This window comes from Pseudomonas sp. P2S-1 (assembly GCF_057197725.1).
In genome coordinates, this window is record NZ_CM170068.1 from 2786205 (window position 1) to 2810125 (window position 23921).

19 protein-coding genes and 2 tRNA genes are annotated in these 23921 nt (G+C 64.7%); 2 read left to right on the forward strand and 19 right to left on the reverse strand.

Annotation, left to right across the window (positions count from 1 at the left end; translation table 11 throughout):
• Positions 1–52: 52 nt before the first annotated feature.
• The 18 genes from AC2CQI_RS12080 to leuC form a co-directional block, all read right to left on the reverse strand.
• Positions 53–129: transfer RNA gene (locus AC2CQI_RS12080), tRNA-Asp, on the reverse strand.
• A 78-nt stretch (positions 130–207) separates the two neighbouring features.
• Positions 208–283 (reverse strand) — tRNA-Val (locus AC2CQI_RS12085).
• A 272-nt stretch (positions 284–555) separates the two neighbouring features.
• A complete protein-coding gene (locus tag AC2CQI_RS12090) occupies positions 556–1329 on the reverse strand; it encodes an SDR family oxidoreductase (protein WP_484580294.1) in 774 nt (257 codons plus the stop codon).
• A complete protein-coding gene (locus AC2CQI_RS12095) occupies positions 1326–2537 on the reverse strand; it encodes an O-succinylhomoserine sulfhydrylase (RefSeq protein WP_484580295.1) in 1212 nt (403 codons plus the stop codon). Before AC2CQI_RS12095 ends, AC2CQI_RS12090 begins: the two co-directional genes overlap by 4 nt.
• A 15-nt stretch (positions 2538–2552) precedes the next feature.
• Entirely contained in the window at positions 2553–4058 is a 1506-nt protein-coding gene (gene purF, locus AC2CQI_RS12100) for an amidophosphoribosyltransferase (protein WP_075803926.1), read from the reverse strand.
• Between the two features lie 41 nt (positions 4059–4099).
• Positions 4100–4654 (reverse strand): CvpA family protein, encoded by a 555-nt coding sequence (locus tag AC2CQI_RS12105; RefSeq protein ID WP_075803925.1) that lies wholly within the window; start codon positions 4652–4654, stop codon positions 4100–4102.
• A gap of 100 nt (positions 4655–4754) precedes the next feature.
• Positions 4755–5450, reverse strand: a complete 696-nt coding sequence (locus AC2CQI_RS12110) for an SPOR domain-containing protein (RefSeq protein WP_484580296.1) — start codon at positions 5448–5450, stop codon at positions 4755–4757.
• A gap of 4 nt (positions 5451–5454) precedes the next feature.
• On the reverse strand, positions 5455–6741 hold the full coding sequence (gene folC, locus AC2CQI_RS12115) for a bifunctional tetrahydrofolate synthase/dihydrofolate synthase (RefSeq protein ID WP_484580297.1): 1287 nt from the start codon (positions 6739–6741) through the stop codon (positions 5455–5457).
• Complete coding sequence (gene accD, locus AC2CQI_RS12120; protein WP_484580298.1) at positions 6738–7658, reverse strand: acetyl-CoA carboxylase, carboxyltransferase subunit beta; 921 nt, start codon at positions 7656–7658, stop codon at positions 6738–6740. The genes folC and accD overlap by 4 nt, the downstream gene beginning before the upstream one ends.
• 244 nt (positions 7659–7902) lie before the next feature.
• Positions 7903–8523, reverse strand: a complete 621-nt coding sequence (locus tag AC2CQI_RS12125) for a phosphoribosylanthranilate isomerase (protein ID WP_075803921.1) — start codon at positions 8521–8523, stop codon at positions 7903–7905.
• Between the two features lie 36 nt (positions 8524–8559).
• Positions 8560–9435 (reverse strand): tRNA pseudouridine(38-40) synthase TruA, encoded by an 876-nt coding sequence (gene truA / locus AC2CQI_RS12130; protein WP_086937232.1) that lies wholly within the window; start codon positions 9433–9435, stop codon positions 8560–8562.
• 90 nt (positions 9436–9525) lie between these two features.
• On the reverse strand, positions 9526–12531 hold the full coding sequence (locus AC2CQI_RS12135) for a motility hub landmark protein FimV (protein WP_484580299.1): 3006 nt from the start codon (positions 12529–12531) through the stop codon (positions 9526–9528).
• A gap of 148 nt (positions 12532–12679) precedes the next feature.
• The gene (locus tag AC2CQI_RS12140; RefSeq protein WP_075803919.1) at positions 12680–13690 is read right to left on the reverse strand and encodes an aspartate-semialdehyde dehydrogenase; all 1011 of its coding nucleotides are present in this window, start codon (positions 13688–13690) and stop codon (positions 12680–12682) included.
• Between the two features lie 216 nt (positions 13691–13906).
• Positions 13907–15019, reverse strand: coding sequence for an aspartate-semialdehyde dehydrogenase (gene asd / locus AC2CQI_RS12145; RefSeq protein ID WP_075803918.1), 1113 nt, complete (start codon positions 15017–15019; stop codon positions 13907–13909).
• Positions 15020–15085: 66 nt separating this feature from the next.
• Entirely contained in the window at positions 15086–16168 is a 1083-nt protein-coding gene (gene leuB / locus AC2CQI_RS12150) for a 3-isopropylmalate dehydrogenase (protein WP_075803917.1), read from the reverse strand.
• Between the two features lie 65 nt (positions 16169–16233).
• The gene (locus tag AC2CQI_RS12155; protein ID WP_484580300.1) at positions 16234–16998 is read right to left on the reverse strand and encodes a class I SAM-dependent methyltransferase; all 765 of its coding nucleotides are present in this window, start codon (positions 16996–16998) and stop codon (positions 16234–16236) included.
• Between the two features lie 173 nt (positions 16999–17171).
• Positions 17172–17819: a 3-isopropylmalate dehydratase small subunit gene (gene leuD / locus AC2CQI_RS12160; RefSeq protein WP_075803915.1), complete on the reverse strand. Its 648-nt coding sequence runs from the start codon at positions 17817–17819 to the stop codon at positions 17172–17174.
• Positions 17816–19249: a 3-isopropylmalate dehydratase large subunit gene (gene leuC / locus AC2CQI_RS12165; protein WP_484580301.1), complete on the reverse strand. Its 1434-nt coding sequence runs from the start codon at positions 19247–19249 to the stop codon at positions 17816–17818. The genes leuD and leuC overlap by 4 nt, the downstream gene beginning before the upstream one ends.
• A gap of 128 nt (positions 19250–19377) precedes the next feature.
• Between leuC and AC2CQI_RS12170 the strand changes: the two genes are divergently transcribed.
• Both AC2CQI_RS12170 and AC2CQI_RS12175 read left to right on the forward strand, forming a co-directional pair.
• Positions 19378–20256 (forward strand): LysR family transcriptional regulator, encoded by an 879-nt coding sequence (locus tag AC2CQI_RS12170; protein WP_075803913.1) that lies wholly within the window; start codon positions 19378–19380, stop codon positions 20254–20256.
• Between the two features lie 64 nt (positions 20257–20320).
• Positions 20321–23239 carry an EAL domain-containing protein gene (locus AC2CQI_RS12175; RefSeq protein WP_484580302.1) on the forward strand — a complete coding sequence of 973 codons (2919 nt, stop codon included), beginning with the start codon at positions 20321–20323 and terminating at the stop codon, positions 23237–23239.
• A gap of 145 nt (positions 23240–23384) precedes the next feature.
• Here AC2CQI_RS12175 and AC2CQI_RS12180 read toward each other — a convergent pair whose 3' ends face one another.
• A complete protein-coding gene (locus AC2CQI_RS12180) occupies positions 23385–23831 on the reverse strand; it encodes an Hsp20 family protein (protein ID WP_075803911.1) in 447 nt (148 codons plus the stop codon).
• Positions 23832–23921: the final 90 nt, after the last annotated feature.

The following is a 23921-nucleotide window of genomic DNA, read 5'->3' on the forward strand; positions in this document are numbered from 1 at the left end:
GGCTTCGGTACCTTCTGACCTCAAACCGGTCATGAACCGATCTGGAGAAAAGTGGCGCAGCGGACGGGACTCGAACCCGCGACCCCCGGCGTGACAGGCCGGTATTCTAACCGACTGAACTACCGCTGCGCGATGTGGACTTGCGTCCTGTTCCTCTCTGGTAGACCGTTTCTTTCGAAGCGATCCGGGTCAGGAACTCTCAGGAAGTGGTGGGTGATGACGGGATCGAACCGCCGACCCTCTGCTTGTAAGGCAGATGCTCTCCCGGCTGAGCTAATCACCCAATCTCATCAAACCTAACTTTCAAACTTCTTCACCGCTTTCGCTGTGTTTCCGCTGTGTTACGTTTGCTTCGCTGAGGCCGCGAAATTTACGCAGGTAACGAACCTAAGTCAATAGCCCCATTGAAGTTTTTTTCAAAAAGGGCATTTTTTAGCTTCAAGCTGCAAGCCGTAAGCTGCAAGCAAGGGCAAAAGCAGCACGCGTGGTTTCGAAGACAGGTGAAATTGAACAGGTAACGCATATTGCTTGAAGCTTAGAGCTTGAAGCTTGCCGCTAGCAGTAGATCATCTTCCGCGTCATACCGCCGTCGACGATGAACTCCTGACCGGTGACGAACCCGGCATTCTTCGACAGCAACCAGGCCACCGCCGCCGCCACATCCTCCACCGTCCCCACCCTGCCCGTCGGATGCTGGGCATGGTCGGCTTCGCTCAGGGGCTCGGCACGTCGCGCCGAAGGATCACGGGCATCGATCCAGCCGGGGCTGACGGCATTGACCCGGATCTCCGGGCCCAGGCTCATGGCCAGGGCATGGGTCAACGCCAGCAGGCCGCCCTTGCTCGCCGCATAGGCCTCGGTATCCGGCTCGGACTGGCGGGCACGGGTCGAGGTCAGGTTGACGATGGCCCCGCAATGCGCCCGCAGGTAAGGCGCACAATGCTTGGCCAGGAGCATCGGCCCGCTCAGGTTGACCGCCATGACGCGGTTCCAGTGAGCCAGGCTGAGGCTTTCAAGGGTGGTGTTGTGCGGGTCGGCGATCGCCGCGTTGCACACCAGTGCATCGAGGCGACCGAACTGACCGAGGACTTCCGCGACCGCAAGGGTCACCTGGACTTCATCGGACACATCCATGCCGATGAACCAGGCGTTGTCGCCCAGCACCTTGGCGACCTTGGCCCCGCGCACGCGGTCAAGGTCGGTGAGGACCACCTGCCAGCCCTCGGCGATCAGCCAGGCAGCAATGCCCAGGCCGATGCCGCGGGCGGCGCCGGTGACCAGCGCCACGCGACCGTTATGGCTGCTCTCGGCAACCGACCAGTCGATCACAGCGCCGCCAGGCCACGGGCGAGGTCGGCCTTGAGGTCGGCCACGTCTTCCAGGCCCACCGCGACACGAATCAGGCTGTCGCGGATCCCGGCCGCTTCACGTTCCTGCGGCGACAGACGGCCGTGGGAGGTGGTGCCCGGGTGGGTGATGGTGGTCTTGGCGTCACCGAGGTTGGCGGTGATCGAGATCAGCCGGGTGGCGTCGATAAAGCGCCAGGCGCCCTCTTTGCCGCCCTTGACCTCGAAGCTCACGACCGCGCCGAAGCCCTTCATCTGGCGCTTGGCCAGTTCGTGCTGCGGATGGCTTTGCAGGCCGGCGTAGTGCACCTTCTCGATACCGTCCTGCTGCTCCAGCCATTCGGCCAGTTCCTGGGCATTGGCGCAGTGGGCGCGCATGCGCAGGTTCAGGGTTTCGAGGCCCTTGAGGAAGATCCAGGCGTTGAACGGGCTCAGCGAAGGGCCGGCGGTGCGGATAAAGCCGACCACTTCCTTCATCTGCTCGCTGCGACCGGCCACCACGCCGCCCATGCAACGGCCCTGGCCGTCGATGAACTTGGTTGCCGAGTGCATGACGATGTCCGCACCCAGTTTCAGCGGCTGCTGCAGCGCCGGGGTGCTGAAGCAGTTGTCCACCACCAGTTGGGCGCCCTTGGCGTGGGCGATTTCCGCCAGTGCGGCGATATCGACCAGTTCGGCCAGCGGATTCGATGGCGATTCAACAAAGAGCAGCTTGGTGTTGGCCTTGAACGCCTGTTCCCAGGCACTCAGGTCCGCCAGCGGCACGTAGTCCACCTGGATGCCGAAGCGCTTGAAGTACTTCTCGAACAGGCTGATGGTCGAACCGAACACGCTCTGCGACACCAGCACATGGTCGCCGGCGCTGCAGAAGGACATGACCGTGGCGAGGATCGCCGCCATGCCGGTGGAGGTGGCGACCGCCTGCTCGGCGCCTTCCAGGGCGGCAATGCGCTCCTCGAAAGCCCGTACGGTGGGGTTGGTGTAACGCGAATAGACGTTGCCTGGAACCTCGCCGGCGAACCGCGCCGCGGCATCGGCCGCGGTACGGAACACGTAGCTGGAGGTGAAGAACAGCGGGTCGCTGTGCTCACCTTCCGGCGTGCGATGCTGGCCGGCGCGTACCGCCAGCGTATCGAAAGCGACCCCGTCGAGGTCGCTGTCCAGGCGCCCGGCATCCCATTCCAATGTCATGCCGTTGCTCCTATATCAGTTGTTGTGGAGGTCGATGATCGCGCTGACCGCCTGGTTCTTGGCTTTCGCGAGGTCGTTGCGGGCCCGCTCGATGCGTTCCAGGTAGGCTGCGTCGACGTCGCCGGTGACGTACTGGCCGTCGAATACCGCGCAGTCGAAGTGCTCGATCTTGATCTTGCCGCCGCCAACCGCTTCGATCAGGTCAGGCAGGTCCTGGTAGACCAGCCAGTCGGCACCGATCAGATCGGCGACGTCCTGGGTGCTGCGGTTGTGAGCGATGAGCTCGTGGGCGCTCGGCATGTCGATGCCGTAGACGTTGGGGAAGCGCACGGCCGGGGCGGCCGAGCAGAAGTAGACGTTCTTGGCGCCGGCCTCGCGGGCCATCTGGATGATCTGCTTGCAGGTGGTGCCACGGACGATGGAGTCGTCCACCAGCATCACGTTCTTGCCGCGGAATTCCAGCTCGATGGCGTTGAGCTTCTGGCGTACGGATTTTTTCCGCGCAGCCTGGCCCGGCATGATGAAGGTCCGACCGATGTAGCGGTTCTTGACGAAGCCTTCGCGGAACTTCACGCCCAGGTGGTTGGCCAGCTCCAGGGCCGCGGTGCGGCTGGTGTCCGGGATCGGGATGACCACGTCGATGTCGTGGTCAGGGCGCTCGCGCTGGATCTTCTCGGCCAGTTTCTCGCCCATGCGCAGGCGCGCCTTGTACACCGAGACGCCGTCGATGATGGAGTCCGGACGGGCCAGATAGACGTGTTCGAAGATGCACGGCGAGAGTTTCGGGCTGGTCGCGCACTGACGGGTGTGCAGCTTGCCTTCCTCGGTGATGTACACCGCTTCGCCCGGCGCCAGGTCGCGGATCAGGGTGAAGCCGAGGACGTCCAGGGACACGCTTTCCGAGGCGATCATGTACTCGACGCCTTCGTCGGTGTGACGCTGGCCGAAGACGATCGGGCGGATGCCGTTCGGGTCACGGAAGCCGACGATGCCGTAGCCGGTGATCATGGCGACGACCGCGTAGCCGCCCACGCAGCGGTTGTGCACGTCGGTGACCGCGGCGAATACGTCTTCCTCGGTCGGTTGCAGCTTGCCACGCACCGCCAGCTCATGGGCGAAGACGTTGAGCAGGACTTCCGAGTCGGAGTTGGTGTTGACGTGGCGCAGGTCGGACTCGTAGATCTCCTTGGCCAGCTGTTCGACGTTGGTCAGGTTGCCGTTGTGCGCCAGGGTGATGCCGTACGGCGAGTTGACGTAGAACGGCTGGGCCTCGGCCGAGGTCGAGCTGCCCGCGGTTGGATAGCGCACGTGGCCGATGCCCATGTGGCCGACCAGGCGCTGCATATGGCGCTGCTGGAAGACGTCACGGACCAGGCCGTTGTCCTTGCGCAGGAATAACCGGCCATCATGGCTGGTCACGATACCGGCAGCGTCCTGGCCGCGGTGCTGGAGGACCGTAAGCGCGTCATACAGCGCCTGATTGACGTTCGACTTACCGACGATACCGACGATGCCACACATGCGACGCAACCCCTACTTAATGAAACTGGATTGAACGGTGCTCACGGGACTTTTGGCCCCAGGAGCTGTTCCTTGAACGGAATATCAGCGGGAGCGCTGATTCCGCTGGCTAGCCACTGGCTGGTCAACCCCAGGATGAGGTTCTTCGACCAGTCAGCCACCAATAGAAATTGTGGCAAGAGTCGCGACTCCTGCCACCATGGATCCTGTTGTACCGGCCCCAGGCTCAACAGCCCGACGGCCACGACGACGAGCAGTGCACCCCGGGCGGCGCCGAAGGCCATGCCGAGGAAGCGGTCGGTCCCGGACAGTCCGGTGACGCGAATCAGCTCGCCGAGCAGAAAATTGATCATCGCCCCGACCAGCAGGGTGGCGACGAAGACGATGGCGCAGCCGCCGATGACCCGGGCGGACGGTGTCTGGATATAGGCGTCGAGGTACTGCGCGGCGGAGCCGCCGAACATCCACGCCATCGCACCGGCGACGATCCAGGTAAGCAGGGACAGAGCTTCCTTGACGAAGCCGCGCTTGAGACTGATCAGCGAAGAAATGGCGATGATCGCGAGAATCGCCCAGTCGACCCAGGTAAATGCCACGGTGTTGCCTGCAAACGGTTGAGGCGGCGCATTTTACCAGAGCGGAACACTATGGGTAAGCGGTGATTTACCGTCCGGCGCAGGCGCTGGACGGCAGGTTTCAGCCACGTTCAGGCTGGAAACGGACAACGAAGCCCTTGAGCTTCTGCTGGCGGCTGATGACATCGCGCAGGCGCTCGGCCTCGGCACGCTCGATCAGCGGGCCGACGAACACCCGGTTCATGCCATCGGCAGAACGGATGTAGGCGTTGTAGCCCTGGCTGCGCAGGGTCTTCTGCAGGTTGTCGGCACTGGCGCGGTTGGACAGGCTGGCCAGCTGGACCGACCAACTGACCGGCAGGCCGTTGGGGTCGACCTTGTTGGCGCTGGCCTGGGCGGGCGCCGGCGCTTGTGCTGCCGGTTTGGCCGGAGCCGGGGTCGCCGCGACTGCCGGAGCCGGCGCTGGCTTGGCCGCAGGTGGCGGGGTCGGTACCGGGGTGGCCGGCTTCGGCGCTTCCTGCTGGACAACCGGCTGCTGGGCAGGGGCCTGCTGCACCGGGGCAATCGGCGTGCTCGGCGCCGTCTGCGGCTGGGCCGCGACGCTTTCGTCCGGGATCACCTGGGGCTCGGGCACCTGCACCGGTTCGACCTGCACCTGCGGCAAGGCCGGTACTGCAGGCGCCGCCGGCGCCTCGACCTTGACCTGGCGCAGCTCGTCTTCCTTGGTGAACAGCATCGGCAGGAAAATCACCGCCAGTGCAATCAGCACCAGCGCCCCGACCATGCGTTGTTTCATGACCTTGTCCAGCCCCGCCATTGGCTCAGTCCTCCCTGGCCTGCCGGTTCAGCCACTCGAGGGCCTCGCCGACACAGAAAAATGATCCGAACAGCAGGATCTCGTCGTCCGCCGTCGCCTGCGCGCACTGCCCTTCCAGGGCCTGTGCGACGCTGGAGTATGACTGCACCGCAGCACCAAGGTTCTCCAGTGCCACCTGCAACTCCGCGGCCGGACGACTGCGCGCAGTCTCCAGTGTAGCTACCGCCCAGTGACGAACGTGCGGCAGCAGCGGACGAATCACGCCATCGAGGTCCTTGTCGGAGAGCAGGCCGAATACCGCCAGGCGCTGGCCTGCGACCGGACGTGCCGCCAGGCGCTCGGCCAGGTACTCGGCGGCATGCGGGTTGTGGCCCACGTCGAGGAGGATATTCAGGCGCTTGCCGTGCCAGTCGAACTGGCGGCGATCCAGGCGACCGACGATCCGCGCCGCCTGCAGGGCCTGGGCCACCACCGCCGCATCCCACGGCAGGTCCATCAGCAGATAGGCCTGCAGGGCGAGCGCGGCGTTTTCCATCGGCAGGTCCAGCAGCGGCAGGTCGCGCAACTCGACTTCAGCCCCGCGTACATCGACACCGCGCCATTGCCAGCACTGCTCGGTGTAGGCCAGGTCGAAATCGCGACCGCGCAGGAAGAACGGGCAGTTCAGCTCGCGGGCCTTGTCCAGCAGTGGTTGCGGAGGATTCAGGTCACCGCACAGGGCCGGACGGTCCTGGCGGAAGATCCCGGCCTTCTCGAAGGCCACGGATTCACGGGTGTTGCCCAGCCAGTCGGCATGGTCGACACCGATGCTGGTGACCACGGCAAGGTCGGCGTCCACCAGGTTGACCGCGTCCAGGCGCCCGCCCAGGCCCACTTCCAGGACCACGGCGTCCAGCGCCGAGCGACTGAACAGCCAGAAGGCCGCCAGGGTGCCCATTTCGAAGTAGGTCAGGGAGATTTCGCCACGGGCCGCCTCGACGGCAGCGAAGGCCTCGCAGAGCTGTGCGTCGCTGGCATCGAGGCCATCGAGCTGCACCCGCTCGTTGTAGCGCAGCAGGTGCGGCGAGCTGTAGACCCCGACCTTAAGCCCCTGCGCCTTGAGCAGCGCAGCGATGAAGGCGCAGGTCGAACCCTTGCCGTTGGTGCCGGTGACGGTCACCACCCGAGGCGCCGGCTTGCCCAGCCCGAGCCGGGTCGCTACCTCGCGGGAGCGCTCCAGGCCCATGTCGATGGCCGACGGGTGCAACTGCTCGAGGTAGGCGAGCCATTCGCCAAGGGTACGTTGGGTCATACGGTGGCAGGCGCCGGCGGTACGACCACGGCGTCGATGGCCGAGGGTACGTATTTCGGCGAAGGCTTGCCGGTCATCTGGGCCAGGATCGAGGCCAGGCGCGAACGCAGTTCGGCGCGGTGGATGATCATGTCGATGGCGCCGTGCTCCAGGAGGAACTCGCTGCGCTGGAAGCCTTCCGGCAGTTTTTCGCGCACGGTCTGCTCGATGACGCGTGGGCCGGCAAAGCCGATCAGCGCCTTCGGCTCACCGACGATGACGTCGCCGAGCATCGCCAGGCTGGCGGAAACGCCGCCGTAGACCGGGTCGGTCAGTACGGAGATGAACGGGATGCCTTCTTCGCGCAGGCGCGCCAGGGCAGCGGAGGTCTTGGCCATCTGCATCAGGGAGATCAGCGCTTCCTGCATGCGCGCACCGCCGGAAGCGGAGAAGCAGACCATCGGGCAGCGGTTTTCCAGGGCGTAGTTGGCGGCGCGAACGAAGCGCTCGCCGACCACGGCACCCATCGAGCCACCCATGAAGGAGAATTCGAAGGCGCTGACCACGATCGGCATGCCCATCAGGGTACCGCTCATGGAGATCAGGGCGTCTTTCTCGCCGACCGATTTCTGCGCGGCGACCAGGCGGTCCTTGTACTTCTTGCCGTCGCGAAACTTCAGGCGGTCCACCGGCTCCAGCTCGGCACCCAGCTCGTTACGGCCTTCCGGGTCGAGGAAGATGTTCAGGCGGGTGCGTGCACCGATGCGCATGTGGTGGTTGCACTTGGGGCAGACGTCCAGGGTCTTTTCCAGTTCCGGACGGTACAGCACGGCTTCGCAGGACGGGCACTTGTGCCACAGGCCTTCGGGAACCGAACTCTTCTTCACCTCGGAACGCATGATCGATGGAATCAGTTTGTCTACTAACCAGTTGCTCATGCTTTATTTCTCCAGTAGCGGCGGCCGGCAGGCATTGGTTGGGTGCCGGGTCGCGCGTATGCCCTTGAGCTTCAAAAATGTTTCGGGAAAACCGGGCGCATCCCCGGGCGCGCTGGGTGCGCTGGCCCGGACGGCGTGCGACCGCTCGTCAATTCGTATGGCCGGCCCACGGGCCTGACCTGGCAGCACTCGGCTGCGAAAGTTATGGACGATGCCTTGTCGGCCGCCGTCACATCGACACGCATCACGCGCCGCGTACCGCAGCGAGGAAGGCGTCGATCCGCGCCGCGTCCTTGATGCCCTTGGCCTGCTCGACGCCGCCGCTGACATCCACCGCATACGGCCGCACCTGGGCGATGGCCGTGGCGACGTTGTCCGGGGACAGGCCACCGGCGAGGATGATCGGCTTGCTCAGGTGTTCCGGCACCAGCTTCCAGTCGAAGGCTTCGCCGGTACCGCCGGGCACGCCGGCCACGTAGGTATCCAGCAGAATCCCGCTGGCCCGGGCGTAGCGTTTGCACTCGGCTTCCAGGTCATCCCCGGCACGCACGCGCAGTGCCTTGATCCAGGGCCGGTTGTAGCCTTCGCAGTCGTCCGGGGTTTCGTCGCCGTGGAATTGCAGCAGGTCCAGCGGCACTGCCTCGAGGATTTCGTTGAGCTCGCAGCGGCTGGCGTTGACGAACAGGCCCACGGTGGTCACGAACGGCGGCAGCGCAGCGATGATTTCCCGCGCCTGCTGCACGGTCACTGCCCGCGGACTCTTGGCGTAGAACACCAGGCCGATGGCGTCGGCTCCCGCCTGGGCCGCGGCCAGCGCGTCTTCCACGCGGGTAATCCCGCAGATCTTGCTGCGAACGGCAGACATGGGCAGCGAATCTCCAGAGGGCGAAAGTCCCGGATGTTAGCAAATGACTGTCGGGTCGTCAGCCGTCGGGAACTCGAAACCGGTGAGGAAATGCGGGCCGATGAAACGTTCGGGCAACACGAACTCCTCCGGGTACTCCACTTGCACCAGATAGAGGCCGAACGGATGCGCAGTGGCCGCGGCCTGGCGGCGATCGAGGCTGGCCAGAATCTCCGCCGCCCAGCCGATCGGGCGCTCGCCGGCACCGATGGTCATCAGCACCCCGGCGATATTGCGCACCATATGGTGGAGGAAGGCGCTGGCGCGGATATCCAGGACGATCATCTTGCCGTGGCGGGTAACGCGCAGGTGGTGGATGGTCTTGATCGGCGACTTGGCCTGGCACTGGCCGGCACGGAAGGCGCTGAAATCGTGGGTGCCGAGCAGGCAGCGGGCGGCCTCGGCCATGCGCTCGACATCCAGCGGCCGGTGGTTCCAGGTGACCTGGTCGCCGAGGTGGGCCGGGCGGATCTGGTCGTTGTAGATCACGTAGCGGTAGCGCCGGGCAAACGCCTTGAAGCGCGCATGGAAGTGCGCCGGCATCTCCTGCGACCAGGACACGCTGATGTCGTGGGGCAGATGGCTGTTGGCGCCCATGGTCCAGGCCTTGGGGTTGCGGATGGCGCGGGTGTCGAAGTGCACCACCTGGCCGCTGGCATGGACACCGGCATCGGTGCGCCCGGCGCATTGCACGGTGATCGGCTCGTCGGCCACTTTCGACAGGGCTTCCTCGAGGGTCTGCTGCACGCTGATCACGCCATCGCCCTGGCGCTGCCAGCCGCGGTAGCGGGTGCCTTTGTATTCAACGCCCAGGGCGATTCGGTAAAAGCCTTCGGCGGCCACTTCGGACGCCGCGGTATCGATGATTTCCAAGGGGGTAACAGCCTGTCGGTTACGCAATGGCGCGGATTATAACGACAACGGCAGCCGCGAGGGCTGCCGTCGGGATTACTGCGGTAGGAGTCAGACCAGCTTGCTACGCAACTCGCTGGCTTCGCGGCGCTGGGCCTGGTCGCCTTCCTTGTTGACCTCGTCGAGGATGTCACGGGCACCGTCATGGTCACCCATGTCGATGTAGGCGCGGGCCAGGTCGAGCTTGGTGGCGACTTCGTCGGTGCCGGCGAGGTAGTCGAAATCATCGTCCTCCGGCAGCGCAGCGGCGTCCTCGGCAGTGAAGTGCGGCTCCAGCGACGGGGTTTCCAGGCTGGCGGAGAGCTTGTCCAGCTCGGCGTTGACGTTGTCCAGCTCGGCGGCGAAGTTCTTCGACGCGGCATCGTCCTCGCCCGGCAGCGACAGGTCGAAGTCGTCCGGCAGCTCCAGCGGCGGCAGGTCGGCTTCCAGGCCCAGGTCGTTGTCGAAGGCCGCTAGTTCCGCTTCGATATCCAGCGGTGGACGGTTCTCGGTCGCAACGTCCGGGGTTTCGTCCGGGACGCTGAGGTCGAAGTCAGCGTCGGACAGGTCGTCGGTCGCGCCGGACTGCGCCTTGGTGTGCTCGTCGAGCAAGGCATCGAAGTCCATGTCGTCGGCGGCTGCCGACAGTTCAGGCTCGGGCTCGGCTTGCGGCGCGGCAGGCACTTCCGGCTCGGTAGCTGCGTAGTCCTGGAACAGGGCATCGAAGTCCACGTCATCGGTGGTCGCTGCTGGCTCGGCCTGTGGCTCCGGTTCAACGGCCTGGGCAGCGGTGTGTTCCTGCAGCAGGCTGTCGAAGTCCAGATCGTCGACAACCGGCGGTTCCGGTTCCGGCTCGGCTGGTGGCGCCGGCTCGGCAGCCTGGGCTGCGACCTGCTCTTCAAGCAGGCTGTCGAAGTCCAGGTCGGCGAAGGCGCTGGTGTCGGGCTCGAGCTGTGGCGGCTCGGCCTGCGGTGCTTCCGGGTTGTCTTGCAGCAGCGTGTCGAAGTCCAGGTCGTCCAGCGCGGCCAGGTCAGCCACTGACCCTGCTTGTGGTTCGGGAGCTGGAGCCGGCTCTGGTTGCACCTGTGCCTGCTCGCTGGCCTGGACCGCTGCCTGGTCAGCCGGAGCTTCCAGGTCCAGGCCATCGAGGTCGTCGAGGCTCAGGTCGAAGGCGCTGTCCAGGTCGTCATCCGCCGGCAGGTCATCGGACACGGCCTGTGGCTCGTCGGACATCAGGTCCTCGACGAACTTCTCGTCGAGACCGCCCGCCACGGCAGCACCGCCAGCAGCCGCTGCGGCAACGGCTGCGACGGCCAGCATGTTGGGAAAACGGGCCTTCAGCGCTTCGACTTCGGCGAGGTTCTGCGGATTGGCCTGGAGCTGGCGCTCCTGCATGACGAAGCCGGCGCGATCGCCCTGGTGCGCATAGACCTCCATCAGCTTCAGGCGCAGGTCGCTGCGCTGCGGGAATTTCTCCACCGCCGGTTCCAGCAGGTTGGACGCCTGCATCAGGCGGCCATTGGCAATGCAGTCGTCGATCTCGGCCATGAACGGATCGGCTTTCGGCTGCGCCTCGGGCTCGGCGACCCGTGGCTCGCTGACCTGTTCGGCAGCGGTGGCGGCAGCGGCAGACGCGGCGACCACGGCCGGGGCCAGGGTGACGCTCGGCGGTACGATGTCGAGGCCGTCGAAGCTGCTGGGCGGCAGATCGGCATCCGGACCGAGATCGCTTTCTTCAGCCAGGGCGCGGGCCATGCGCAGGTGTTTTTCCGCTTCCTGCTGGGCCTTGCGCTTGCGCATCAGCAGCAATACCAGCAGAAGCAGGACCAGGGCGGCAGAGCCGGCGATCAGCGCCAGCAGCCACGGGTTGCCGAGGATGCCGTCGAGCGTGTTGCCTTGGGCCTCGGGGGTCGCAGCGTCGGCCGGTGCGGCGTCCTGCTCCGGTGCGGTATCGACCGCAGCCGGCGGCGGGGTGACTACCGGCTCGGCAGCCGGGGCCGGGCTGGGTTGCAGGGTCGCGTCGATCACCGGGGCGGTGGCCACCGCGGGCGCCACCGGAGCCGCCGGGGCATTGCCCTGGGCTTCGAGGCGGGCCAACTGGTCGTTCTTCAGCTCGATCAGGCGTTGCAGCTTGTCCAGCTGGCTTTGCAGATCGGCTACGCGGCTTTTCAGTTCGTCGCCTTCGCGGCGGCTGGTGTCGAGGTTTTCCTGGGTCGCCGCCAGCTTGTCGCTCAGCGCCTTGTCACTGCCCGCGCCCTGACCGCCGGGGGCAACCAGCTTGAGGTTGTCCTGCTGGGCGATACGCGACGGCGACGGCTGGGCCGTGCTGCGCCGGGTGGCATCCAGTTGGCGCGCCTGCGGACCAAGGCGACGGCCTTCGCGCCAGGCGGCGTATTGCTCGTTGACCTCTTTTACCGCCTGGGCCTGGGGAATGCTCTGGATCTGTTGCTGGTCCGGCATGCGCAGGACCTGGCCGGTCTTCAACTGGTTGATATTGCCGTTGATGAAGGCGTCCGGGTTGAGCGCCTGGATCGCCAGCATGGCCTGCTGCACCGAGCCGCCCTGGCGCGAGCGCGAAGCGATGTCCCAGAGGGTGTCGCGGCGCACCGTGGTGTGGCTGGCCGGGGCACTCACCGCCGGGGTCACGCCGGAGGCGGCCTGGGCGGTTTCCGGGGAGAACTTGGACGGATCGAGCAGCACGCTGTAGTCGCGCAGCAGGCGGCCTTGCGGCCACATCACCTGGACCAGGAACTTGACCATCGGCTCCGCCAGCGGCTGGCTGGAGGTGACTTTCAGCACGCTCTTGCCCGCCGGGTTGATCACCGGGGTGAAGGTCAGGTCATTGAGGAACGGCTGGCGCTCGACGCCGGCCTTGGCGAATTCTTCCGCCGGCGCCAGGCTCGGCTTGACGTCGGCGGCGCTCAGGTCGCGCACATCGAGCAGTTCGATCTCGGCGTTGAGGGGCTGGTCCTGTGCCGACTTGAGGGTCAGCTCGCCAAGCCCGAGGGCATGCGCCATACCGGAAGACAGCGCCGACGCTGCGGCTATTGCTAACACCAGTTTGCGAATTCGAAGCATGACCTCATCCTTTGTTTTGAAGCGTCCCCGGGAACCGAGAAGAACTGAAGAACTGCCGTGAGGCTTGTTACCAGACTGCTATTGAAGATTGAAGGCAAGTTGCCTCCAACCTTTAATGGTCAATATGCAAAGTGTTGCCAAGTATCTTTTACACAAGGTCTTTTATCAACAATTCAGCCAGCTGTACGGCGTTCAAACCTGCGCCCTTGCGCACATTGTCGGTGGTCAGCCAGAGATTGAGTTGCTGTGGCTCGTCGATACCGCTGCGAACACGACCTACATAGACCACGTCCTGGCCGACGGCATCGCCCACCGGCGTCGGATAGTCGCCCTCCTCCACCAGCTCGACACTGTCCGCGGCGTCCAGCGCCTTGTTCACTGCGGCCAGATCGACCGCTTCGCTGGCATTCAGGCTGACAGTGTAGCTATCGCCAAAAAACACCGGGACTTGAACGCAGGTGACTGAAATCTTGAGTAAAGGCAGGTCGAGCAGTTCGCGCAACTCACGGACCAGGCGGCGCTCCAGCAGGCCATGGCCCTGCTCGTCGCTGGCACCGACTTGGGCCAGCAGGTTGAAGGCCATCTGCCGGTCGAAGAAGCGCGGCTCCAGCGGACGGGCGTTGAGCAGTTCGGCGGTTTGCCGGGCCAGTTCGCTGACGGCTTCGCGGCCCTGGGCGGAAACGGCGAGGCTGGCGGTGACGGTGACGCGCTCGAGGGTCAGGAGGTTTTTCAGCGGGGCGAGGACAACGGCCAGGGCCACGGCGGCGGCGCTCGGGCTGTGCAGGGTGGCCGGGGCTTTCAGGGTGTCCAGCACCTGGGGATTGGCTTCCGGGACCACGGCGGGTGCCTGCTCGGCAGGCAATGCGCCGGACAGGTCGATCACCGTGCAGCCGGCGGCCTGGGCGCGGGGTGCAAAGCTCAGGGTCACGGCCGGGCCAGCGGCGAAGAAGGCCAGGCGCACCTTGGCGAAGTCGAAGTCGTCGACGTCGCGGCTGCGCAGGTTCTTGCCGCGAAAGCTCACGGCGCTGCCGGCGGATTCGTTGCTGGCCAGCAGGTACAGGGTGCCCACCGGGAAGTTGCGTTCCTCGAGGATCTGCACGAGGGTTTCGCCGACGGTGCCGGTGGCGCCGATGACGGCGATGTCGATGGGCTTGGTCATGTGGAGATCTCTCTGGCCTATTGGGACTGCTTTGCAGTCCTTCGCGGGCAAGCCACGCTCCTACAGTCACCGCGTGCTTCTGTAGGAGCGTGGCTTGCCCGCGAAGGACCGCAAAGCGGTCCCGGGAATTCGGGAGCGGCACTTTACTTTGATTTGTCCGAAAACAAAAAACCCGCGCTGTCACCAGCACGGGTTTTTCAGGTTACCGCAAGGCGATCAACGCTCCAGCAGGATCCGCAGCATGCGGCGCAGCGGTTCGGCCGCGCCCCACAGCAGCTGGTCGCCGACGGTGAAGGCACCGATGTACTGGGAACCCATGTTCAGCTTGCGCAGACGACCCACCGGGATGTTCAGGGTGCCGGTGACGTTGGTCGGGGTCAGCTCCTTCATGCTGATCTCGCGCTGGTTCGGCACCAGTTTCACCCAGGGGTTGTGCTGGCTGATCAGGCCTTCGATGTCGGCCAGCGGCACGTCCTTGTTCAGCTTGATGGTCAGCGCCTGGCTGTGGCAGCGCATGGCGCCGATACGTACGCAGATGCCGTCCACCGGGATCGGGCTCTTGAAGCGACCGAGGATCTTGTTGGTCTCGGCCTGGGCTTTCCACTCTTCGCGGCTCTGGCCGTTCGGCAGTTCCTTGTCGATCCACGGGATCAGGCTGCCGGCCAGCGGTACGCCGAAGTTCTCGGTCGGGTAGGCCTCGCTGCGCATGGCCTCGGCGACCTTGCGGTCGATGTCGAGGATGGCACTGGCCGGGTTGGCCAGTTCGTCGGCCACGGCAGCGTTGGTCGCGCCCATCTGGCGGATCAGCTCGCGCATGTTCTGCGCGCCAGCACCGGAGGCCGCCTGGTAGGTCATGGCGCTCATCCACTCGACCAGCCCGGCTTCGAACAGGCCGCCCAGGCCCATCAGCATCAGGCTGACGGTGCAGTTGCCGCCGATGTAGTTCTTGGTCCCGGCATCCAGCTGCTGGTCGATGACCTTGCGGTTGACCGGATCGAGGACGATGACCGCGTCATCCTGCATGCGCAGGGACGAGGCGGCGTCGATCCAGTAGCCCTGCCAGCCGGCTTCGCGCAGCTTGGGGAAGACTTCGTTGGTGTAGTCGCCGCCCTGGCAGGTCAGAATCACGTCCAGGGTCTTGAGTTCGTCGATGCTGTAGGCATCCTTCAGCGGGGCAATGTCCTTGCCCACCGCAGGGCCCTGGCCACCGACGTTGGAGGTGGTGAAGAACACCGGCTCGATAAGATCGAAATCCTGCTCCTCGAGCATCCGCTGCATGAGCACGGAACCGACCATTCCGCGCCAACCGATCAGACCTACACGTTTCATCGCAACTACACCTTCGCTAAAAGTGGGCCGCTGCCCTGTTGTGGTTTCGGCAGCGGGCCAGAGAGATTACAGATTCCGCAGCGCTGCGACTACTGCGTCGCCCATTTGCTGCGTACCGACCTTGGTGCAACCTTCGGACCAGATGTCGCCGGTACGCAGGCCCTGGTCGAGAACCAGGCTCACCGCTTTCTCGATGGCCTCGGCGGCATCGTGCTGGTTGAAGCTGTAGCGCAGCATCATCGAGACCGAGAGGATGGTCGCCAGCGGGTTGGCGATGCCTTGCCCGGCGATGTCCGGTGCGGAACCGTGGCAGGGCTCGTACATGCCCTTGTTGTGGGCGTCCAGGGAGGCCGACGGCAGCATGCCGATGGAACCGGTGAGCATGGAAGCTTCATCCGACAGGATGTCGCCGAACATGTTGTCGGTGACCATCACGTCGAACTGCTTCGGCGCGCGGACGAGCTGCATGGCGGCGTTGTCGACGTACATGTGGCTCAGTTCGACGTCCGGGTAGTCCTTGGCGACGTCCTCGACCACTTCGCGCCACAGCTGGCTGGAGGCCAGGACGTTGGCCTTGTCCACCGAGCAGAGCTTCTTGCCACGCACGCGGGCCATGTCGAAGCCGACACGGGCGATGCGGCGGATTTCGCTTTCGCTGTACGGCAGGGTGTCGTAGGACTGGCGCTCGCCGTTTTCCAGCTCGCGGGTGCCACGCGGGGCGCCGAAGTAGATGCCGCCGGTCAGCTCGCGGACGATCAGGATGTCCAGACCGGAGACGATTTCACGCTTCAGCGAGGAGGCATCGGCCAGTTGCGGGTAGAGGATCGCCGGACGCAGGTTGGCGAACAGGCCCAGTTGCGAACGGATCTTCAGCAGGCCGCGCTCAGGGCGGATGTCACGCTCGATCTTGTCCCACTTCGGCCCGCCCACGGCGCCCAGCAGCACGGCGTCGGCCTTGCGTGCACGCTCCAGGGTCTCGTCGGCCAGCGGCACGCCGTGCTTGTCGATGGCGGCGCCGCCGATCACGTCGTGCTCCAGGGCGAAGCCGAGCTGGAACTTGTCGTTGGCCAGCTCCAGCACCTTGACGGCCTCGGCGGTGATTTCAGGACCGATACCGTCACCCGGGAGAATCAGAATCTGCTTGCTCATGCTTTCCTCTATCTCGAATCAAGCGGCGCGCCGAAGGTGGCGCGCCGGTAACAATCTGCTGGATTTCAGCGTTCGGCCCAGAGCACCAGGACATCGGTACTGAAGGAGCCATCGGCTTCGATCCGGTAATACTGCCGTACTTCTTCGCCCATCGCCTGCTGCAATTGCAGGATGGCGGCGCGCATGGCTTCTGGCGTGCGCATGCGTTCGACCCAGGAGGCCCATTCCAGGCGCAGGCTCTGGCGCGTGTGGCTACGCACGTGAAGGCCGGCTTCGCTGACCTGGCGCAGCCATTCGGCGGCGGAATAGTCGCGTACGTGGCTGGTGTCGCGCAGCACTTCGACGGTCTGCAGGTAGGTATCCAGCAATGGGCTGCCCGGCGACATGACGTCGACGAAGGCGGCCACGCCACCCGGCTTGAGCACCCGGCGCACTTCGCGCAGGGCCAGGCCGAGGTCGCTCCAGTGGTGCGCGGAATAGCGGCTGAAGACGAAGTCGAAAGAGGCGTCGGCGAACGGCAGGCGTTCGGCGGCACCGCGTTCGGTGACGATATTGTGCAGGCCGCACCCGGAGGCACTGGCGGCGACCACGTCGAGCATCTGCTGCGACAGGTCGTAGGCCACCACTTCGGCGACCAGCGGGGCCACATGGAAGCTGACATGGCCGGCGCCGCAGCCCAGGTCGAGGACGCGAGCGCCTTCATGCCCGGCCAGTTCGGCCTGGAGCAGGGCAAATTCAGTGCCCTGGGCGTGCACGGCACTGCTGAGGTAGGCGCTGGCCTGGTCGCCGAACTGGCGCTGAACAACGTCCTTGTGGCTGCTGCTGGTCATCTTTTCGTCTCCGGGGCCCTATCGCTGGCAAGCCAGCTCCCACAGGGCTCTGTGCTGTTCACACCATCTGTGCCCAACACAGGACCTGTGCATGTGCTGTTCACACTCTCCGCGTTCAACGCAGGACCTGTGGGAGCTGGCTTGCCAGCGATGAGGCCGGCACATTCAACACATCATTTGGCGTCGCGGAACAACCATGGCTGGCTGGCACGGTGACGGGCCTCGAAGGCGCCGATGGCATCGCTGTCCTGCAGGGTCAGGCCGATATCGTCCAGGCCGTTGAGCAGGCAGTGCTTGCGGAACGCGTCGATCTCGAAGCCCAGCACCTTGCCGTCGGGACGGGTCACGGTCTGCGCCTGCAGGTCGATGGTCAGCTGGTAGCCCGGGTCGGCTTCGACCTGCTTGAACAGCTCGTCGACTTCCTCGTCGCTGAGGATGATCGGCAGCAGGCCGTTCTTGAAGCTGTTGTTGAAGAAGATGTCGGCATAGCTCGGCGCGATGATGCTGCGGAAACCATACTCTTCCAGGGCCCACGGGGCGTGCTCGCGGCTCGAACCGCAACCGAAGTTCTCACGGGCCAGCAACACGCTGGCGCCCTGGTAGCGATCATGGTTGAGGACGAAGTCCATGTTCTTCGGACGCTTGCTGTTGTCCTGGTACGGCTGGCCGACATCCAGGTAACGCCATTCGTCGAACAGGTTCGGACCGAAACCGGTGCGCTTGATCGACTTCAAAAACTGCTTGGGAATGATCTGGTCGGTGTCGACGTTGGCACGGTCCAGAGGGGCAACGAGGCCGGTGTGCTGGGTAAAGGCTTTCATGCTGCGCTCCCTTGGATCAACTCGCGTACATCGATGAAACGGCCGGTAACGGCGGCGGCGGCGGCCATGGCCGGGCTGACCAGGTGGGTACGACCACCGGCACCCTGGCGGCCTTCGAAGTTGCGGTTGGAGGTCGACGCGCAGTGCTCGCCGCTCTCCAGGCGGTCCGGGTTCATGGCCAGGCACATGGAGCAGCCCGGTTCACGCCATTCGAAGCCGGCTTCGAGGAAGATCTTGTCCAGGCCTTCTTTCTCGGCCTGCTCTTTTACCAGGCCAGAGCCCGGTACCACGATCGCCTGCTTGATGGTCGCGGCCACCTTGCGGCCCTTGGCGATTTCCGCTGCGGCACGCAGGTCTTCGATCCGCGAGTTGGTGCAGGAACCGATGAACACGCGGTCCAGCTGGATATCGGTGATCGCCTGGTTGGCGCTCAGGCCCATGTACTTCAGGGCGCGCTCGATGGAACCACGCTTGACCAGGTCGGCCTCGGCAGCCGGATCCGGCACGCGCTGGTCGACGGCCAGGACCATCTCAGGGGAGGTACCCCAGCTGACTTGCGGCTTGATGTCGGCAGCGTTCAGCTCGACCACGGTGTCGAACACCGCGTCGGCGTCGGAAACCAGGTCTTTCCAGGCTTCGACGGCCAGGTCCCATTGCTCGCCTTTCGGCGCGTACGGGCGGCCCTTCACGTATTCGACAGTTTTCGCATCGGTAGCCACCAGGCCAACACGGGCGCCGGCTTCGATGGACATGTTGCAGATGGTCATGCGGCCTTCGACGGACAGGTCGCGAATGGCGCTGCCGGCGAACTCCATGGCATGGCCGTTGCCGCCGGCGGTACCGATCTTGCCGATCACGGCGAGGACGATGTCCTTGGCGGTGACGCCAGCGGGCAATACACCTTCGACGCGCACCAGCATGTTCTTCATCTTCTTGGCGACCAGGCATTGGGTGGCGAGCACGTGCTCCACCTCGGAGGTGCCGATGCCGTGGGCCAGGGCGCCGAAGGCGCCGTGGGTCGAGGTGTGCGAGTCACCGCAGACCACGGTCATGCCCGGCAAGGTCGCGCCCTGCTCCGGGCTGATGACGTGGACGATGCCCTGGCGCACGTCGTTCATCTTGAATTCGGTGATGCCGTATTCGTCGCAGTTTTCGTCGAGGGTCTGCACCTGCAGGCGCGACACCTGGTCGACGATGGCGTCGATACCGCCCTTGCGCTCGGGGGTGGTCGGCACGTTGTGGTCCGGGGTGGCGATGTTGGCATCGATGCGCCAAGGTTTGCGATTCGCCAGGCGCAGGCCTTCGAAGGCTTGCGGCGAGGTCACTTCGTGGATGATGTGACGGTCGATGTAGATCAGCGCGGAGCCATCGTCGCGCTGCTTGACCAAATGCGAATCCCAGAGCTTGTCGTAAAGCGTTTTGCCGGCCATCAGGCGTTCCTCATCAGTCTTTCTATGCCAATAACCCCTTGGCTTGTACGGCTGATGGTATGGCGTTAGATTGGATAACTCAAATTCATAATTTTTATGCTTTGGATAACCAAGAGGAATCCGAAACCGTGGACCTGGCCAACCTCAACGCCTTTATCGCGATTGCCGAAACCGGCAGCTTTTCCGGGGCCGGGGAGCGCCTGCACCTGACCCAGCCGGCGATCAGCAAGCGCATCGCCGGGCTGGAGCAGCAGCTCGACGTGCGCCTGTTCGACCGCCTCGGCCGCGAGGTCAGCCTGACCGAGGCCGGCCGCGCCCTGCTGCCCCGCGCCTACCAGATCATCAATGTGCTGGACGACACCCGCCGGGCCCTGACCAACCTCACCGGCGAGGTCAGCGGGCGCCTGACCCTGGCTACCAGCCATCACATCGGCCTGCATCGTCTGCCGCCGCTGCTGCGCGCCTTTACCCGGCAGTATCCGGCGGTCGCCCTGGATATCCAGTTCCTCGATTCGGAAGTCGCCTACGAGGAAATCCTCCACGGCCGCGCGGAAATCGCCGTGATTACCCTGGCGCCGGAGCCCCACGGCCTGGTGCGGGCGGTGCCGGTATGGGACGACCCGCTGGATTTCGTGGTGGCCCCGGAGCATCCGCTGGCGCGCAAGGCTGCCGCCGGTCTGGAAGATATTGCCCACCATCCGGCGGTTTTCCCCGGTGGCAACACCTTTACCCACCATATCGTGCACCGCTTGTTCGAGGGCCAGGGCCTCACGCCGAACATCGCCATGAGCACCAACTATCTGGAAACCATAAAGATGATGGTGTCCATCGGCCTGGCCTGGAGCGTTTTGCCGCGCACCATGCTCGATGACCAGGTGGCTTCCATCAGCTTGCCGGGCATACAGCTGACTCGCCAGCTAGGCTACATTCTTCATACGGAACGAACGTTATCGAATGCAGCCAGAGCCTTTATGGCACTGCTCGACAGCCATGCGAGAAAAACCTGAGGCCACCCGTTGCGCCGGGCCGGCCCATACCAAGGAAGCGTATTCGCCAAAGGTCTGGTAATCGATGCCCACTACACCCCGTTTTCCGCGCCTTCCACGTATCCTCGCGGCCGATCCCCAGGAGTCGGAGCAGACCTGGGAAAACGCTCCGCAACTGCTCGCGGCCCTGAACGGCGCCCGTCTCGGTGCCTGGTTCTGGGACGTGGAGACCGGCCGCATCAGTTGGTCGCGGGGCACCCAGGCGCTGTTCGGCTACGACCCGCGCCAGCCACTGCCCAAGGACCTGGATTACCTGGACCTGCTGCCGCCGGAAGACCGCGAGCGGACCGTCCAGGCCTTCTATGCGGTCGTGGCCGGCGAACCGCAGGAACAGGCCATGCGCCATCGCATCCGCTGGCCCGACGGCACCCTGCACTGGCTGGAGATCAGCGGCAGCCTGACCCATGACAAGGACGGCCGGCCGCAGATGGTCGGGGTGATCCGCGAGATCACCGCCCAGCGCGAGCGCGAAGCGGCGCTCAAGGACAGCCAGGAGCGTCTCGACCTGGCCCTGGACTCGGCGCAACTGGGCACCTGGGACTGGCATATCCCCAGCGGCATGCTCTATGGCTCGGCCCGTGCCGCGCAGTTGCACGGCCTTGATCCGGTGCCCTTCCACGAGTCTTTCGAAGCCTTCTTCGAGGGGGTTCCGGAGGACGAACGCTCCAGCATGCGCCAGGCGTACCGCAGCCTGCGCGAGGGCCCGGCGGGCAATTACCAGATCACCTACCGCATCCAGCTGGAAAACGGCAACTCACGCTACCTGGAAAGCCGCGCGCGGCTGTACCGCGACGAAGAAGGCAACCCCCTGCGCATGGCCGGGACCTTGCTGGACATCACCGACCAGGTGGAGCGCGAGCAGCGCCTGATGGCCTCGGAGGAGAAATTCGCCGGATTGTTCCAGGTCAGCCCCGACCCGATCTGCGTCACCCGCCAGGACAACGGCCAGTTCATCGAGATCAACCCGGCCTTTACCCAGACCTTCGGCTGGAGCGCCGACGAGGTGCTGGGCCGCAATGCCGAGGAAATCGGCCTGTGGGCAGAGTCCTCGGCGCGGGCCAGGCGCATCGAGCAGGTGATTCGCGACCAGGCCCTGAACAACGTGGCGATCGTGGTCAACCACAAGCACGGCCAGGCCCTGACCTGCGTTATTTCCAGCCGCCTGATCAAGGTCGACAACCAGACCTGCAGCGTCACCACGCTACGCGATATCACCCAGCAGCAGCGCGCCGAAGCCGCACTCAAGGCCAGCGAGGAGAAGTTCGCCAAGGCCTTCCACTCCAGCCCCGATGCCATCAGCATCAGCGAACTGCAGACCGGGCGCTACCTGGAGGTCAACGACGGCTTCTGCCGCCTGACCGGCTACAGCGCCGGCGAAGTGCTCGGGCGCAGCGCCAACCAGATCGGCTTCTGGGCCGATGACAAGCAGCACGAGATGCTGGTGGCCGAGCTGCAACAGCGTGAGCGGGTGCACCACCGGGAAATGCTCGGGCGCAGCAAGAGCGGCGACCTGCTGACCCTGGAAGTCTCGGTGGAACCGATCACCCTGAATGAAACCGACTGCCTGCTGCTGACCGCCCGGGATGTCAGCCAGTTGAAGAACGCCCAGGCGCAGATCCGCCACCTGGCCTACCACGATCCGCTGACCAACCTGCCCAACCGCGCCCTGCTGATGGACCGCCTGAGCCAGCAGATCGCCCTGCTCAAGCGCCACAACCTGCGTGGCGCCCTGCTGTTCCTCGATCTCGATCACTTCAAGCACATCAACGATTCGCTCGGCCATCCGGTGGGTGACACGGTGCTGAAGATCATCACTGCACGCCTGGAAGCCAGCGTGCGCCTGGAAGATACCGTGGCGCGGCTGGGCGGCGACGAATTCGTGGTGCTGCTCAGCGGCCTGCAAGGCAGCCGCGAGGAAGTCACCGAGCAGGTCCAGGAACTGGCCGACACCCTGCGCCAGTTGCTCGCCGAGCCCATGTCCCTGGATGGCCAGCGCCTGCAGGTGACCCCGAGCATCGGCGTGGCACTGATCCCCGACCACGGCTCGACCCCGGCCGACCTGCTCAAGCGCGCCGATATCGCCCTGTACCGGGCCAAGGATTCCGGACGCAACACCACCCAGTTGTTCCACACCACCATGCAGAAGGCCGCCAGCGAGCGCCTGCGCATGGAAAGCGACCTGCGCATGGCCCTGACCCGCGGCGAACTGGCCCTGCACTTCCAGCCCCAGGTGGATGCCCGGGACAACCGCATCGTCGGTGCCGAGGTGTTGCTGCGCTGGCACCATCCGCTGCTCGGCCAGCAGCCACCGGCGCAGTTCATCCAGGTCCTGGAGGAAAGCGGGCTGATCCTTGAAGTGGGCAACTGGATTCTCGACGAAGCCTGCGACGCCTGTTCGCACATGCTTCAGGACCAGTTGATCGATGCCGAGGATTTCAGCCTGTGCGTCAACATCAGCCCGCGGCAGTTCCGCCAGAACGACTTCGTCCAGCGGGTGCGGCGCAGCCTGGACGACTATCGCCTGCCCTATCGCATGCTCAAGCTGGAGATTACCGAAGGCATCGTGATCCAGAACCTCGAGGACACCATCAGCAAGATGCGCGAGCTGAAGGCGTTGGGGGTAGGATTTGCCATGGATGATTTCGGCACCGGGTATTCATCGCTGACCTATCTCAAGCGCTTGCCGGTGGACACCTTGAAGATCGACCAGTCGTTCGTACGGGATGCGCCGGTGGATCCCAACGATGCGGAGATCGTCCGGGCGATCGTGGCGATGGCGCGGAGCCTGGATCTGACGGTGATTGCGGAGGGGGTGGAGCTTTCCGAGCAGCTTGAGTTTCTCGAACGGCAAGGGTGCTTCCTGTATCAGGGATATCTGCATAGCCGGCCGCTGCCGCTGGGGGATTTCCGGGCGATCCTGCTGGAGACTCCCGCTGACTATTAGGGCCTCATCGCTGGCAAGCCAGCTCCCACAGGGTCCGCGGTGTATACGATCCCTGTGGGAGCTGGCTTGCCAGCGATGAGGCCCGCAAGAACAATAAAAAAGGGCGCCTGCATAAGGCGCCCTTCTCTTTTCACCTACCCCGCACTCAATTCAGCGCAGGCTTGTCCCCATTGATCGGGATACGCTTGGCCTTCGCCTCTTCCGGCACCACCCGCAGCAGATCGACGCTGAGCAGGCCGTTGGCCAGGGCCGCCGATTTGACTTCGATATGGTCGGCCAGGCGGAAGGACAGTTTGAACGCACGCTGGGCAATGCCCTGGTGCAGGTAGGTGACGCTGGCATTGCCGTTGCTGTCGCGCTTGCCACCAGTGACGGTCAGCACGCCTTTTTCCACTTGCAGATCCAGGTCTGCTTCCTGGAAGCCGGCAGCGGCAACAACGATGCGATAGTGGTCATCGCCATGTTTTTCCACGTTGTAGGGTGGGTAGCTGCTACCCGACTCATTACGCGCCGCAGATTCGAACAGGTCATTGAAACGGTCGAAACCAACGGAATGGCGGAACAGTGGAGCGAGGGAAAAAGCGGTAGTCATGGATACATCTCCTGAACATCAGCGAGTTGGGTTTGCTACGCGACCCGACTTCGGCATCGCGTACCCCATAGATGTGGACCACCAAGACCA